Here is a 14,929-nt window from a genome sequence, read left to right as displayed (position 1 = left end):
TGTATGTTTTGCCTCGCTGCCTGCTTATGGTCTTACGAATATACATTGTCACTATTATACTATATTAAACATTTATTGTCAAGCTAATTATTGCTATTATTAGTCACTATTTATAAATCATGCGTTATTTTATGTATGTGTTTCTTTGTATTTCAATATGTTATGTAAATGAGATTTTTTTTAAAAGCCATTTTTTGTGAATTTTGTGCGGAAGTTGGGTTAGTATTCGGAAAATATGTTGTATTGATCGTTGGTCCAGGATAGGGTATTGAATAATCCACAATGGTTACGAGTTCTTTCTTTGTCGGCAGACGCCAGTCTGAATGTCCGCCGAGATTAAGAGACCCGCAGACATCTTGTGAAAACGGGTTATATGTTTCATGATAAGTGCCCGAAGCCTGATACCAGTTGTATGTTAATGCAGAGCCGCTACAAGTAGAATCATTATTCTGGCCAACGCTACACTTTTGCCATATGAGGCCGGTATTGTTGTCTGTCACCGTTCCGTTGCCGTTGTCAGTGTAAGACATAGGGTTGATGTTATATTCCCCATCCTGCCCTGTACCGGCACACGAGATTTCATTGCCTGCTGTGTCGTAGCACTTCGTCTGGCCGGTATCCGGCAGCTTGAAGGCCTCAGACTTAACAGCAGAGCAACAGAGCAGGAGAACAACAGTGCAAAAGAATAACAACCCCTTTGCTCTCCCTTTTTTAATGAGGAATTGAACACTACCGAATCTCCCGATGCCTGATGAATTATACATACAATCAATCCTCCTTATCTATTCTTTTGCTTTATGCTCCTAATCCATCCCTCACTCTGTCTGCTGAGGCTTACCGCTGCCTCAACTGCATTTTGGAATGATTTAAAGCTCTTAAATGATAAGCTTAACAACCTCACGTGAGAGATTCCTTAGGTCAGCGCCGATGGTATATTTATGATAACGTGAAAATCCCTTGACTATATTTTCCATATACACGGCGAGATCCATTGCTTTTTTATATACTGGTAAATGCTCATACTGCGCCATTCTTATCCTTCGAATTAACTCCCGCTCGCCACCTCTTAAGATTAAGAGGCGGCTGGGTGGCGTTATGAGCACAAATAAAAAAGGCATGCTGCCCCTTTCTGGACGCAATGCCTTTATAAGATAACTTTTCGTCTTCTTTTAAATAGTAAAAAAACTGACTGACTGCGCAATCATTATACCAGGCGGGAAACAAATAATTGGCGTCTTTATATCCTCTACCTTTCCTCCCATTTATCCCCCAGGAAGAATCAGTTTTATGTTTAAAAATATAAAAAATTTTTGGCTCTGTCAAGGTTTTTTTCTCATTCAGGTTAAGACATCATTGACAGGTTAAGGGAAACAAGCCATGGGGGAGAAGACAAAATAAATCCACTTAAATACTATGTCCTGTCTATATATAATGAAATTTATGAATTAAGTGGGTTGAATTTTTATGTAAAAAGATAATGCTTCTTTAAAAATTCTCTGTAATAATTATTACTTGCAGATTCCATATATTCATTGCAGTAATCAATATCCTCTTTGCTTAAATAATCTATAAAACCTCCGATCTTACCTCTTCTTACCTTGTAGGATTCTTGATCGGTAAAATCAGCAGGAGTTAGAATTGAACCGTATTTTTCAGAAAAAAAACCTTTCTTTTCAAGAAGTTGCATATTCTCAAATTTTGCAAACTCAATGCTTTCTTTTAATTGTTCGTCCTTAAGATATCCTCTTTGTAAAAAAGAGACTACTTTCTTCAATATATCAAATGTATCTTTGTGCATATCTTCATAGGTAATGATTAAAAAATCCTCAGGAATATGCTTATTATCAAACCATATCTCATGAAATCTTATAATCTTTTTTATTCCGTGTCTTTCATCCCTGATAAAATCAGAAATATTACCATTGTAGAGTTTGAGCCTCTTAGTAGCTTGAAAATAACCGGATACAAGTGTATCACGAGGATCTCGTATAAGAAAAATCACTTTTTTCTTTTTGTATCTGGTCTTATCAGAATTAAAATCTCTATATGATATTTGTTTAGCATGTTCAGAACCATCATGAGTATACTCGATATGTATATTAAGTTTATCGAGCATAACTCTTAGCCACGTTCTTCCAGATTTTGGGAAAGATATAATTATGAATTTTTTGTTTGAAACAAACAGTCTTTTAAATTTTAGAATTGGAGATAGAAGACCCACAATTTTTTATCCTTGACACTTAATGTTTTTGAATAGATTATCATTTCACTGTCGGACATTTAATACCTTCAAATGCATATATGATCCTCTTTTCCTTTTCAAGTCTATTTTCTGGGCAAGGAACCCTCTGAAAACCATTCATAAGTTCAATTGCTTGCTCTCTTGTAAAGCAATTATCTATTGATTCACCAACTATCGTTCCTTTTATAACATTTATAATCTTTGCATTTTTACCATCAGTTACCATAGCATATGGAATCTGATAATCTTTTACAGACCTCGCAAATGCTGTAACATATCGTTCCCATGATTCAATTGCTGAAGAAGAACATTTTATGACCATGAAACTATTTTCACCAATTGTTAATAGGAAATCTATACTCACAGTAGCTTCACATTCAGTAAGTTTAATTTTAAATTTAGGGTCTATTAATATCTCATCAACTTTAAATTTCTTCTCATTTCTAAGTTTCTCCCATATGAACAGTTTTATTCCGTCAAGTTGTAAAATCTCTTTCTCTTCTTCTTCATTTATTTTTTCTTTTATTAATTTTTCTCTATCTTCCATAAGTTATTCCTCAAAAAAATTATTAAGATATTATCTTAATGTTCCACGTGGAACATTAAGATAATATCTCTACAAAAAGGCGACTCTTTTTATTATAAACGGAATAGCCCAAAATTATTTACTTTTCAGGTAAAATATTTTGATGTCTGAAAGATATCTCATCATTGAGGGCGCTCGACAGAATAATCTGAAAAATATTAATCTACGCCTGCCCCATAATAAAGTTATAGCTGTAACAGGGGTATCAGGTTCAGGAAAGTCTTCACTTGCATTTGATACTATTTTCGCTGAAGGCCAATGGAGATTTATTGAATCTCTATCAACTTATGCAAGACTTTTCCTCGAAAAACTTGATAGACCTGATGTTGATGCAATCCATAATATCAGACCTTCTATTGCTCTTGAGCAACAAAACCCTGTTCGTAGCTCACGGTCAACAGTGGGAACATTAACAGAAATTTATGATTTATTAAGACTTTTATATTCTAAAATAGCCAAACCATATTGCTATAAATGCGGAAGAGAGATAAGGATGTGGGATACTTCACAAGTTGTTGCAGAACTTTTAGAAAAACATTCCGGGGAAAAAGCTATAATTCTATTCCCATCAAGGATTTCCTTAGAAGAATTAAGGAAAAAAGGATTTTACAGAATCTGGTTTGATGATAAAATTATAGATATTTCGCAGGATTCTGATAACAAAGAACTCAATAAAGAAAACTCTGAATACGATATTATAGTCGATCGTCTTATAATTCGGAATGAACCACGACTATCTGACTCAATAGAAACTGCCTGGAGAGAAGGAGCAAAAAAAATAAAAATAATCCTTATACATCCTGAACAGGACTCTAAATATACTTTTCTCAGATTCTCTTCTGAAAATATCTGTGATTATTGTAATTTAGAAATTCCAAGACCATATCCACTGCTATTTTCCTTCAACCATCCTATTGGTGCATGTCCTGAATGTAAGGGTTTCGGGAATATACTTACTTATGATGAAGATCTTGTTATTCCTGATAAAAATCTTTCTTTATACAAAGGCGCTATAGATCCCTGGAACAAACCTGCATATAGATGGTGGAAACAACAACTTATTAAAAATGCTTTTAAAGAAAACCTTGATATTAATAAACCATTCAATAAATTTACGGAAGAAGAAAAGACAATACTTTTTAAAGGGACAAAAAGCTTTTATGGTATTCAAGATTTTTTTGAAGAATTAGAGAGCAAAAGATACAAACTTCATGTGCGTGTTTTTCTGAGTCGGTACCGCAGGCCTATAACTTGCAGTCTGTGTAAAGGTAAAAAATTAAGGAAAGAATCCATCGCCTATAAGATTTCAGGGCTTGATATACAGGAATTATGTAAAATGCCGATATCAGATGCAATACGTTTTTTTGGAAATCTTGATATATCACCTTTTGAAAGAGATATGTCAAAAGAAATCCTGAGACATATTAATCTGAAGCTAAGTTTTTTGAAACGGGTTGGACTCGAATACCTAACATTAAGCCGTGACAGCAGGACTCTTTCAGGCGGTGAATATCAAAGGGTAAATTTATCAAATCAGTTAGCATCCTTCCTAACAGGGACCCTCTATGTGCTTGACGAGCCTACAGTTGGTCTTCATACAAGGGATACAGAGATTATCTCAAAAATTTTGAAAGAACTCTCAGAACTCGGCAATACGATTATCGTTGTAGAACATGATAAAAAAATAATTGAATCTGCCGACTGGATTGTTGAACTTGGGCCAGGAGGAGGACACATGGGTGGAGAAATAATTTTCTCAGGAAATACATATGATTTTATTAATAAAGATACTTTAACAGCTCGATATTTAAGGGGTATCGATAAATTTCAGATATCAAATAATATTAAAATCTTAGAAAATAAAGCTTCTGTCCAGAAGCTTTTTCTTTTCGGCGCTAAAGGTAACAATCTCAAATCGGTAAATCTTGAAATACCATTAAAAGCATTAGTAACGGTCACAGGAGTTTCAGGCTCAGGGAAGAGTAGCCTCATTGTGGAAACATTATACAGAGCTCTTGCAAGAGAGTTCAGAACTGAAAAAGATTTGCCCTTACCTTTTGAAAGTATAGAAGGAAAACAATACCTCAAAGGTGTGAAGCTAATATCTCAAATTCCTATTGGAAGAACTCCGCGTTCAAATCCTGTTACGTATTTAAAGATATTTGATCAAATAAGAAAGGTCTTTTCCGAACAAAGGGAAGCAAAAGCATACAGTTATGGCCCTGGATTCTTTTCGTTCAATGTTACAGGTGGAAGATGTGAGGTATGTAAAGGCGCAGGTTATCAGAGACTCGAAATGTATTTTTTTGAAGATCTTTACGTTAAATGTGAAGGTTGCAATGGTAAAAGATATAAACCTGAAGCTTTGCGTGTTACATTTCGTGGAAAAAATATAGAAGAAGTTTTAAATATGACAGTTGACGAGGCCATTGAGTTTTTCCATGATATTCATAGCATTAGAGAGAAGCTTGTTTTATTGAGGGATATTGGTCTTGGATATATAAGACTGGGGCAATCATCAACAACATTATCTGGTGGTGAATCACAGAGAATAAAGCTCTGCAGTGAAATGATTAATGTCCTACCAACAGATAAAAGGTCTTCTTTGTCCAAGTTATCGAAAATACGCAGCAAGGAATTCGAAAAAGGGTATCTCTATATTCTCGATGAACCTACAATTGGTCTACATTTCAATGATATAAAGGCACTTTACAATATTTTAAGGAAACTTGTTCAAGCCGGTAATACAATTCTTTTAATCGAACACAATCTTGATTTAATTAGTGCATCAGACTGGGTTATTGATTTAGGGCCTGAAGGTGGTGAGAAAGGTGGTCATATTATCTTTAGTGGCCTTCCAGAAGAAATTGTTAATTGTAAAGAATCATATACTGGTAGATATTTAAAAGAACACTATCTTAAACATTCACCTATTAAATCATGTTCTTTGTAATCATTTATTATTATATTCGTAATATTATTCATATCATTATTATATCCTGTTATATAAACAACGCCATCAACTTCCGGAGCCTGAGAATAAATTCTACCTTGCCATATAATACCGTATTTATCAACAGGAAATTCTATCAGACAGGGTAAAATTCTTCCTTTCATATTTATATTTTTAACTCTAACTAATTTTCTTTGTATATCCATGATGATTTTTCTTCTCTTTCTTTTCAGATTATAATTCACCTTTTGTTTTAGAAAAAAAGCGCTCGTATTTTCTTCCGGCGAATACTCAAATACCCCAAGATGTTCAAACCTTACTATCTTTATAAAATCTATTAATTCTTGAAAATCTTCCTCTCTTTCAGTAGGAAAACCAACTATTAAAGATGTCCTGAGAGCAATTTCGGGTAACATCTCTCTCAAAATTTCTATTTTTTTATAAAGAAATTCTTTTGTGTATAGTCTATTCATAAGTTTTAAAATTCTGTTATTAACATGTTGAATAGGAATATCAAGGTATTTTACGATACGGGAATCGGATTTTATTAGTTTTATCAAGTCAGTAGAAATCCTTGTCGGATAAAGATATAAAAGTCGTAACCAGAAGTCTTTTTTGATTGAAAGAATACATTTCAATAATCTTTCGAGAGAAGGTTTCCCATATAAATCCATTCCATATGTAGTAATATCCTGTGCAATGATATTTATTTCATAAGCACCTTGTTTGAGTGCTGTTTTAACCTGCTTCACTATATCTTCTATGGGCAGACTCTTTAAAGGCCCTCTTATAAATGGGATTGTGCAGTAAGAGCATAGATTTCCACATCCATCTGAAATTTTTATGTATTTATAAGAAGGTGGTGTAAATAAAGGCTTTTTTTGTTGTTCTACCTTTGCTTTTAAGGTAGTTGGAAAGTTTTTCATTATCTCATCTTTTATTTTATCAGGAGGTAAAAGACTCAGGAAAAGGTCTACTTCAGGAATGAGGTTCTTTAACACCTTTTCATAACGCTTAACAAGGCAGCCATATACAATAACTTTTGCATCTTTGGGTTTTTCCTCGAGAATTGAGAAAATCGTTTCTATTGACTCTTTTTTAGCATCCTGAATAAAACCACAGGTGTTTATAATAACTAAAGATGCATTAGAAATATCATCAGTAATAACATATCCTTCTTTCATAAGAAATCTTGTGAGTTTCTCACTATCAACAAGATTTTTTGCACATCCAAGACTAATAAGGTAAAATTTCATATAACCTTTTTTCTGACGTTTTTTATGAATAGTTATACTATAACAAAGTAAAATAGTATTATGCTTATTTACATAACAAAAAGACTTTTGCTTATGATACCTTTACTTTTTGGGATAACACTTATAACATTCGTCGTTATACATCTTGCTCCAGGAAGTCCAGTTGAGGTTCAGACTGAAATGTCCTTAAAAGTTTCAATGCAGGCAAAGGAAAATCTAAAGAAGCTCTACGGCCTTGATAAACCTTTGTATATACAATACTTGGATTGGCTTAAGCGTTTTTTAAGCCTTGACTTTGGCAAATCTTTTGTAGATGGAAGAAGAGTTATGGATAAAATTATTGAAAGAATACCAATAACCTTAACCATAAATATCCTCTCTCTTTTTCTTATACTTATTATTGCCTTACCAATAGGTATATTATCAGCAACAAGGCAATATTCTATCTTTGACAAAATGTCCACAGTCTTTGTATTTATTGGTTTCTCAACCCCTTCCTTCTGGCTCGCTCTTCTTCTAATGATTCTCTTTGGAGTTTACATGGGGCTTCTTCCAATATCAGGTATTCAGAGCATAGATGTCTCTGAAATGACAATTTTTGACCGTATATTAGACTGGGTGAAACATCTTATTCTTCCTGTTGGGGTTTCTGCATTCGGTGGCATTGCCGGTATCAGCCGTTATAGCCGTTCAAGTATGCTTGAAGTAATTCGGCAGGACTACATTAGAACTGCACGGGCAAAAGGATTAAAAGAAAGTCAGGTTATATTTAAACATGCCTTTCGAAATGCATTAATGCCGATTGTAACAATACTTGGACTTTCTATCCCAGGACTCATTGGAGGAGGGGTTATTTTTGAAACAATTTTTGCAATTCCCGGCATGGGACAACTTTTCTATTCATCAACAATGTCAAGAGATTATCCGACAGTTATGGGAATCCTCGTGATTGGAGCATTTCTTACGCTAATCGGCAACTTAGTAGCAGATATTTCATATGCCATCGTTGACCCGAGGGTAAGAGTAAGAAAGTAATGAAACTTTTACGTATTATAGGTAAAAGGTTTTCAAGAAATAAGCTTGCTGTTATTGGTGTAATTGTAGTTTTTATATTAATAACTATTTCACTTTCTGCACCTGTTATTTCTCCATACGACCCAACAGAAATTGATGTATATAATGTCCTGTCACCTCCAAGTAAAACACATTTCCTCGGCACTGATGAGCTCGGAAGAGATTTACTTTCAAGGATAATATGGGGGAGCAGAGTTTCCCTTAAGGTTGGTTTTGTTGCTGTTGGTATAGCTATTTTAATTGGTGTTATTATTGGTTCTTTAGCTGGTTTTTATGGAGGGAAAGTAGATGCCATTCTGATGAGGTTTGTTGATATTATGCTGGCATTCCCGACATTTTTCCTGATCCTTGCAGTAATTTCAATCCTTGAGCCGAATATTTTCACGATTATGGCAGTAATAGGGATTACTGGCTGGATGGATGTTGCAAGACTTGTCAGAGCAGAATTCCTTTCTTTGAAAGAGAGGGATTTTATTGATGCTGCAAAAGCAATTGGTTTGAATAATACGAGGTTAATTTACAGACACATACTGCCAAACGCTTTGTCCCCTGTATTTGTTGCTGCAACATTTGGGGTAGCAGGAGCAATTCTTACTGAATCCGGCCTGTCATTTTTGGGACTTGGTGTTCAGCCTCCGGACCCAAGCTGGGGCAATATACTGACATCTGGCAAAGATAATATAGAGGTTGCATGGTGGCTCTCTCTTTTCCCTGGGCTAGCGATATTGATTACCGTCTTAAGCTATAACCTGGTAGGCGAAGGGCTACGTGATGCTTTAGATCCAAGACTGTGGGGATCAGAAGATTGACTGAGAATAAGAAAATCCTGTTTTTACAATTAGAAATAATTCTCAATTGTCCACCACATATGGGTATGTGTTTATTTTTAAATGATTTACATAATAATGGCATAGAATGTGACACTTTTATTGTAAATGCTGATTATATAGAGAAAATTATACCTTTAATAGAAAAAGAAAAATATTCTCTTATATGCTTGGATTCGATCTTCACTATCGATATTATTAATCTTTTACAAAACCTCTTCCCACATATTCCTATACTTGTCGGAGGTGTTAATGCCCTCTCACTTTTTATTCATACAAATATTCAATATGCAATCTTTGGACCAGGCAGGGAAGCTATAAATACTTTTTGCCAGCAATATTTTGGCCAGGGCGATTTTTATAATGTCCCAAATTTATTTTTTAAAAAAGGAAAGAAGATTATTTATTCAGATAAAACAATAAAATGGGACCTGGAAAAAGAATTGTTTCCTTATACACCTTACTTTGATTGGAATTATATAGGACCGAGCAGGAACTCAAATGCAAATTTTATTGACATAAGCATAATTGCTGGGACAGGTTGTCCGTATGGAAATTTTTCAGAATCTTCATATCAATTCTCCATACTTGATACAATCAAAAGCTCTGGCTTAGATATTTATCAGGCAGCTTTGTCAAAATTAGAAAATATCTACAACAGAAAACGTCATGGATGTTCTTTCTGCATTTTTCAATATCAGGAATACACAAGTTTTCAAATTGCTAAGACAATTGATTTGTTATTAAAACAGGCACTTTATCTTTATAAAACACATAATGTAACAACTTTTCAAATTCAAACAGAAAATCCGATACCCTTTTTACATGACTTAATAATTTTATTGCTTGAGAATAAGATAGCTTTGGAGAAATTGAGTATCAGAACAAGACCGGATTTACTGCTTCTTCATAAGAACAAACTATTGGAATGTCTTGATCTTGTTGAATCAAAGAATCTTTGTTTGTCTATTGAGCAAATAGGGTTTGAAAGTTTCTATGATAATGATTTAAAAATATTTAATAAGAATATAGATCCAGAGAGAAATTTAGAGGCTGTAAAGATGCTAAGTGATGTCAAGAAAAAATATGGTAGTCATGTAATGATAGATGTGGGTCATGGCATTATACTTTTTCACCCCTGGACTACTCTTGAAAGCCTCAAAGAAAATCTCAATATAATAGCTAAGTATAGAGATGTCTTCCCTCATCTTTTCTTAGGTTCTCTCATACTGTATTCTGAATTTCTTCCAATCTTTCCAAAAATAATGGAAGAAAATCTTTATATGAAATCAGAGTATTTTTATGGATTTGAATATAAAATTAAAGACCCTCTTGCTGAGAAGGCTTTTGAACTATATAGAATTTTATTATCACATTTCGGTGGAAATATCCCAATTCAGGAATACTCAAGAAGTTTGGATTTAATTAAAGATCATTCAATTGAAGATATCTTAAGAAAAGTATTTTATCTAATTCCCGTTGATAACTGAAAATATTATCAATTATTCGACCGGTCTTTTATATTTTTCCATAACATCTTCTTTTGTTATGATTGCCTCAACATTCAATCCCATCGACTCAACTGCCTCTTTTCCATTTTCCTGACGGTCTATCAAGACAATAACTTTAACGACTTCAAGGCCGTTCTCTTTTGCTCTGGTAATGGCTTCAATAGTTGATTTGCCGGTTGTTATTACATCATCCACAATTACAACCTTATCGCCAGGTTTTAAGTTTCCCTCTATCCACTGCATTGTGCCGTGAGATTTTGGTGTCTTGCGAACAACAAAAGCCTCAACAGGTTTTCCCTTTAGAAAAGAAGTATATGAAACTGCATATGCAACTGGATCTGCTCCAAGGGTAAGCCCACCAATGCCTTGAACGTTCAGGTTTTTAATGAGATCAAAAATAATATTACCGATAAGGCACATCCCTTCAGGATAAAGGGTTACTGCTTTACAGTTAAAATAATAATTGCTCATTCTGCCTGATACAAGTTTAAATATCGGCTCATCGCTGTATTTGAAGGCCCTTTCGATTATAAGTTCGAGTAAACGTTCTTTCATAATTAAGTTGAAAATACAATAAGCTGAAAAGGAAGTCAATAGAAGACCATTTTAAAGTTAAAATAGATGACATGACACAAGTCTTCCTTTTATCTCTTTTAGTTCAGGTTGAATTCTGTCACATGGATCAAATCTTTTCTGACACCGAGGATGGAAGGGACAGCCGGTTGGGATATCGATAGGACTTGGAATATCTCCCCATGGAACTGGTCTCTTTTGAGCATCAGGTTTTATTTTTGGAACACAAGATAGCAATTCAATTGTATACGGATGAAAAGGGTTATTGAAAAGAATGTCAGTCTCTGCAAATTCAACTAACTTTCCTAAATACATAACAGCGATCTCATCACTGAAATATTGAACCATCCGCAGATCATGGCTTATGAACAGAAAAGATATGTGGTATTGGCTCTGCAGTTCCTGAAGGATATTCAGTATCTGTGCCTGAATGGATACATCAAGTGCTGAAAGAGGTTCATCAGCAATAATTACTCTTGGCGATACTGCAAGTGCTCTTGCAATACAGATTCTCTGCCTCTGTCCTCCACTAAATTCGTGTGGGTAACGATTCAATATATCTGCCTGAAGTCCAACACGTAATAAGAGACTAACTACTTTATCCTTGATTTCGTTTTTTTTTGCAAGTTGGTGAATCTTTAATGGCTCAGAGAGTGTATCATAGACAGTCATCCTTGGATTCAGAGACGCAAATGGATCCTGAAAAACAATCTGCACTGACTTTCTGAAATCACGAAGAGAGTCACCTTTTAATTTCTTGATATCAAGCCCTTTAAAAAGAATTTCCCCTTCCGTCGGAGGTATTAATCTCAATATTAGTCTTGCGACAGTTGATTTCCCTGACCCACTTTCACCTACAAGTGCAAAGACTTTTCCGTCCTGAATAGAAAATGATATGCCGTTAACAGCCTTTAGCCATTCCTGCTTTGCAAATATCCCTCTTTTGACTGGAAAGTATTTTTTAAGCTTAATTATATTGATGACATCCACTGTATTTCCTCTGACCGCAAACACCTAACAAAATGCCCTGAAACAATCTCTCTCAATTCTGGCTCTGCTTTCTGACAATCTGGGATCATATAATAACACCTGTTTGAAAACTTACATCCTGGAGGAAGTTGTTCAGGCCTTGGCACATAACCGCGGATAGGTTTTAATGGAATCCCTCTTCTCTTCGGTAATGATTCTAACAAGCCCACGGTGTAAGGATGCTTTGGAGTTCCTATTAATTCAGAAACTCGAGAGATTTCCATAATTCTACCTGCATACATTATGGCAGCTCTTTCTGCATTTTCAGCAATAACACCGAGGTCATGAGTAATCAGCATAATAGCCATTTTTTTTTGCTGCCTAAGCCTTCTTAGAAGTTCGAGTATCTGTGCCTGTATTGTTACATCAAGTGCAGTTGTTGGTTCATCTGCAATCAGCAATGAAGGATTACAGGCAATTGCCATAGCAATCATTACCCTCTGTCGCATCCCCCCTGATATTTGATGTGGATATTCCTTTATTCTTATTTCAGGCGAAGGTATTCTGACAGTTTTCAGTAAATCAACTACCTGTGTCATAGCATCTTTTTTTGAAAGTCTGATATGTGCAATCAAAGCTTCAGCAATCTGGTAACCAATGGTAAGTACAGGATTCAGAGAGGTCATTGGCTCTTGAAAGATCATCGAGATTTCTTTACCTCTTAGACCTCGCATGGCTTTCTCATCAAGATTCAGAAGGTTCTTGCCTTTAAACAAAATTTCTCCTTCCACGAAAAAATTATGTGGCAGAATTTTCATCATAGATAAGGCAGTAATGCTTTTACCGCAACCACTTTCACCAACAAGACCAAAAATCTCTCCTTCTTGAATATCAAGATTAAGAGACGATACAACATTGACAAAACGGTTTGGTGTTTTAAAAGATATGTTGAGGTCCCTTATTTTAAGCAGGGACACAGCAGGTTAATTTCCCTCTTTTTTCAGGAGCCTCAGATATGCCTCTGCTTCTCTCAACCCAGGATTTTGTTCGACAGCTTGCTCCCATTCTTTAAAAGCTAAACCCAAAAGACCTTTCATGTAATAGCACAGCCCGAGTTGTACCCATGCAGGGCCATAATTTGGATTTATCTCTTTTGCTTTGGTAAAATGTCCAATCGCATCGTCAACAAGCCCTTTATTTCTCAGAGCTATCCCGAGTTTAGTATGGACATCAGGAAGACGTGGGTGGAGCCTTATGGCTTTCTTATATTCTTCAATTGCTTCATTGTTCATACCAAGATCAAGATATAAATTTCCTAATTTATAGTGTTCATTCGCAAGCTTGCCAGCGATAAATGGATCCATAGCACTGGGTGTTGGATGTGCAATCTGTGCAGCAACGGTAAAGACTTCCTGAGCCTTTTTGAACTCTCCCATATCATTATAGGTTATGGCAAGATTCAATGAAGCCTCAGTATAATTAGGATTTAATTCAAGTGCCTTCTTAAAATATTCAGAAGCATGTTTAAAATCTCCCTTCATGTGTGTTATTAAGCCAAGCTTATTATAAATATCAGCATATCGGGGATTTAAGCTGATTATCTCTTTTAAAATCAACTCTGCCTCCGAGTATTTGCCCTGCTCGAAAAGTTCTAAACCATATTCGCGAAGTTCATGTATATTTTTTCCCACTGTTTAAAAAGTATAGGGAGTTATTGAAATGTTTGTCAAGACATTGGATCAAGCAAGGAACAGAATATATTTTGGATAGCAATTTTTTTTCAAAGATTTGATAATATAAAAAACTTTTATAATATTTGACAAATGACAACAACTTTAAAGTATTTAAAATTCGGGACTTTTTTGCTTGAGAAAAAACTGATTACTGAAACGGATATTATCAATGCCCGGTTCTTACAGAAAAAAAATAACCTGAGAATAGGGGAACTTGCTAAGGCAAAGGGTTGGTTAACTGATCATGATATTAACAAAATTTTGATTATTCAGGAAGAGACTTATGAAAAGTTTGGGGAGATTGCAATCCGTGAGAAAATTCTCACTAAACAACAAGTAAATGAGCTTCTTAAAGAGCAGAAAGACTCTTACATTTTCTTTGGTGAAGCACTGGTTAAATTAGGAGTTATTACCGAAAACCAGCTTATTGAGGAATTGAAGGAGTTCAACAAATTAAAATTGGAGAAATCACAGAATTAGACTATCTTTTTATAGCTCGATGTATTGTTACAATTCCTCCTGTCAACCTTTGAAAACTAACATCCCTCCACCCCGCAGATTCTATTAGCTGAGATAATTCTTCAGGTTTCAAGAATTCTTTTATTGTATTCCCCAGATATCTATATGCAGAAGGGTCAGAGCCCACAATGGAAGCAATAAAGGGAACACATTTCATAAGATAAAAATTGTAGAGCTTTGTAAAAAAAGAATTTACAGGATGACTGAATTCAAGACAGACAAAGCATCCTCCATATCTTGCAACGCGATAGAATTCCATAATAGCTTTTAATCGGTCACTGATGTTTCTTAATCCAAAAGTTATCGTAACTGCATCAAATTGATTATCGTTATATGGAAGTCTTTCAGCATTAGCCTCGATAAATTTCACTTTGTCTTTACAATTTAATTTTTTTACTTTTTTCTTTCCAATATTTATCAGCTCATTGGAAATATCCAGTCCATCAATCTCCACTTTACCTTGCCAAGTTCTATAAAGCTCAATTGCCATGTCACCAGTGCCTGTGCATACATCAAGAATTTTTTCACAATTTACTCTTTTTGTCTCAAAAGCAACCTTCTTTCTCCACCTGAAATCAAGACCGAAACTCAATATATGGTTTAGTAGGTCATAATATCGTGCAATACCTGAGAACATTTGCCCAATATTCTGTATATTACGTATTTTATGATCTACATAATTCATA

15 protein-coding genes are annotated in these 14,929 nt (G+C 34.8%); 5 read left to right on the top strand and 10 right to left on the bottom strand.

Annotation, left to right across the window (positions count from 1 at the left end; all coding sequences use genetic code 11):
• Positions 1–152: 152 nt before the first annotated feature.
• The 4 genes from HXY53_06445 to HXY53_06430 all read right to left on the bottom strand — a co-directional run bounded on the left by HXY53_06445 (position 153) and on the right by HXY53_06430 (position 2,789).
• Positions 153–764 (bottom strand): DUF1566 domain-containing protein, encoded by a 612-nt coding sequence (locus HXY53_06445; GenBank protein ID NWF76199.1) that lies wholly within the window; start codon positions 762–764, stop codon positions 153–155.
• Between the two features lie 111 nt (positions 765–875).
• A complete protein-coding gene (locus HXY53_06440; protein ID NWF76198.1) occupies positions 876–1,031 on the bottom strand; it encodes a four helix bundle protein in 156 nt (51 codons plus the stop codon).
• Between the two features lie 431 nt (positions 1,032–1,462).
• Positions 1,463–2,116: a sulfotransferase domain-containing protein gene (locus HXY53_06435; protein NWF76197.1), complete on the bottom strand. Its 654-nt coding sequence runs from the start codon at positions 2,114–2,116 to the stop codon at positions 1,463–1,465.
• A gap of 145 nt (positions 2,117–2,261) precedes the next feature.
• Entirely contained in the window at positions 2,262–2,789 is a 528-nt protein-coding gene (locus tag HXY53_06430; GenBank protein NWF76196.1) for a type I restriction enzyme HsdR N-terminal domain-containing protein, read from the bottom strand.
• Positions 2,790–2,931: 142 nt separating this feature from the next.
• On the opposite strand from HXY53_06430, the gene uvrA reads away from it, so the two are divergent.
• A complete protein-coding gene (uvrA, locus tag HXY53_06425) occupies positions 2,932–5,781 on the top strand; it encodes an excinuclease ABC subunit UvrA (protein NWF76195.1) in 2,850 nt (949 codons plus the stop codon).
• On the opposite strand, the gene rimO is transcribed toward uvrA, so the two are convergent.
• Positions 5,742–7,037 (bottom strand): 30S ribosomal protein S12 methylthiotransferase RimO, encoded by a 1,296-nt coding sequence (rimO, locus tag HXY53_06420; GenBank protein ID NWF76194.1) that lies wholly within the window; start codon positions 7,035–7,037, stop codon positions 5,742–5,744. The genes uvrA and rimO overlap by 40 nt on opposite strands.
• Positions 7,038–7,097: 60 nt before the next feature.
• Here rimO and HXY53_06415 point away from each other — a divergent pair, with 60 nt between their 5' ends.
• Genes HXY53_06415 through HXY53_06405 form a run of 3 tightly spaced genes read left to right on the top strand, consistent with a single transcriptional unit; the run spans position 7,098 to position 10,428 of the window.
• Positions 7,098–8,072, top strand: coding sequence for an ABC transporter permease (locus HXY53_06415; protein ID NWF76193.1), 975 nt, complete (start codon positions 7,098–7,100; stop codon positions 8,070–8,072).
• Positions 8,072–8,920: an ABC transporter permease gene (locus HXY53_06410; protein ID NWF76192.1), complete on the top strand. Its 849-nt coding sequence runs from the start codon at positions 8,072–8,074 to the stop codon at positions 8,918–8,920. The genes HXY53_06415 and HXY53_06410 overlap by 1 nt, the downstream gene beginning before the upstream one ends.
• Positions 8,917–10,428 carry a hypothetical protein gene (locus HXY53_06405; GenBank protein NWF76191.1) on the top strand — a complete coding sequence of 504 codons (1,512 nt, stop codon included), beginning with the start codon at positions 8,917–8,919 and terminating at the stop codon, positions 10,426–10,428. The genes HXY53_06410 and HXY53_06405 overlap by 4 nt, the downstream gene beginning before the upstream one ends.
• A gap of 12 nt (positions 10,429–10,440) precedes the next feature.
• On the opposite strand, the gene pyrE is transcribed toward HXY53_06405, so the two are convergent.
• The 4 genes from pyrE to HXY53_06385 are packed head-to-tail and all read right to left on the bottom strand — an operon-like array spanning position 10,441 to position 13,682.
• Positions 10,441–11,004 carry an orotate phosphoribosyltransferase gene (gene pyrE, locus HXY53_06400; GenBank protein NWF76190.1) on the bottom strand — a complete coding sequence of 188 codons (564 nt, stop codon included), beginning with the start codon at positions 11,002–11,004 and terminating at the stop codon, positions 10,441–10,443.
• 57 nt (positions 11,005–11,061) lie between these two features.
• The gene (locus tag HXY53_06395; protein NWF76189.1) at positions 11,062–12,012 is read right to left on the bottom strand and encodes an ATP-binding cassette domain-containing protein; all 951 of its coding nucleotides are present in this window, start codon (positions 12,010–12,012) and stop codon (positions 11,062–11,064) included.
• Complete coding sequence (locus HXY53_06390; GenBank protein NWF76188.1) at positions 11,994–12,968, bottom strand: ABC transporter ATP-binding protein; 975 nt, start codon at positions 12,966–12,968, stop codon at positions 11,994–11,996. Before HXY53_06390 ends, HXY53_06395 begins: the two co-directional genes overlap by 19 nt.
• Before the next feature lie 6 nt (positions 12,969–12,974).
• Positions 12,975–13,682 (bottom strand): tetratricopeptide repeat protein, encoded by a 708-nt coding sequence (locus HXY53_06385; GenBank protein ID NWF76187.1) that lies wholly within the window; start codon positions 13,680–13,682, stop codon positions 12,975–12,977.
• Positions 13,683–13,814: 132 nt separating this feature from the next.
• Between HXY53_06385 and HXY53_06380 the strand changes: the two genes are divergently transcribed.
• A complete protein-coding gene (locus HXY53_06380; GenBank protein ID NWF76186.1) occupies positions 13,815–14,204 on the top strand; it encodes a hypothetical protein in 390 nt (129 codons plus the stop codon).
• A gap of 1 nt (position 14,205) precedes the next feature.
• Here the strand turns inward: HXY53_06380 and ubiE are convergent, their stop codons facing one another.
• Positions 14,206–14,928: a bifunctional demethylmenaquinone methyltransferase/2-methoxy-6-polyprenyl-1,4-benzoquinol methylase UbiE gene (gene ubiE / locus HXY53_06375; protein NWF76185.1), complete on the bottom strand. Its 723-nt coding sequence runs from the start codon at positions 14,926–14,928 to the stop codon at positions 14,206–14,208.
• Position 14,929: the final 1 nt, after the last annotated feature.

The sequence above is a fragment of the Nitrospirota bacterium genome (assembly GCA_013388455.1).
GTDB lineage: Bacteria > Nitrospirota > Thermodesulfovibrionia > Thermodesulfovibrionales > SM23-35 > JACAFF01.
Note: the sequence above shows the minus strand (reverse complement) of the source record. Positions and strands in the feature narration are given on the sequence as shown.

Coding starts and splice junctions, on each gene's coding strand:
- HXY53_06445 (NWF76199.1), bottom strand. CDS start 764: ATGTATAATTCATCAGGCATCGGGAGATTCGGTAGTGTTCAATTCCTC.
- HXY53_06440 (NWF76198.1), bottom strand. CDS start 1,031: ATGGCGCAGTATGAGCATTTACCAGTATATAAAAAAGCAATGGATCTC.
- HXY53_06435 (NWF76197.1), bottom strand. CDS start 2,116: ATGCTCGATAAACTTAATATACATATCGAGTATACTCATGATGGTTCT.
- HXY53_06430 (NWF76196.1), bottom strand. CDS start 2,789: ATGGAAGATAGAGAAAAATTAATAAAAGAAAAAATAAATGAAGAAGAA.
- uvrA (NWF76195.1), top strand. CDS start 2,932: ATGTCTGAAAGATATCTCATCATTGAGGGCGCTCGACAGAATAATCTG.
- rimO (NWF76194.1), bottom strand. CDS start 7,037: ATGAAATTTTACCTTATTAGTCTTGGATGTGCAAAAAATCTTGTTGAT.
- HXY53_06415 (NWF76193.1), top strand. CDS start 7,098: ATGCTTATTTACATAACAAAAAGACTTTTGCTTATGATACCTTTACTT.
- HXY53_06410 (NWF76192.1), top strand. CDS start 8,072: ATGAAACTTTTACGTATTATAGGTAAAAGGTTTTCAAGAAATAAGCTT.
- pyrE (NWF76190.1), bottom strand. CDS start 11,004: ATGAAAGAACGTTTACTCGAACTTATAATCGAAAGGGCCTTCAAATAC.
- HXY53_06380 (NWF76186.1), top strand. CDS start 13,815: ATGACAACAACTTTAAAGTATTTAAAATTCGGGACTTTTTTGCTTGAG.
- ubiE (NWF76185.1), bottom strand. CDS start 14,928: ATGAATTATGTAGATCATAAAATACGTAATATACAGAATATTGGGCAA.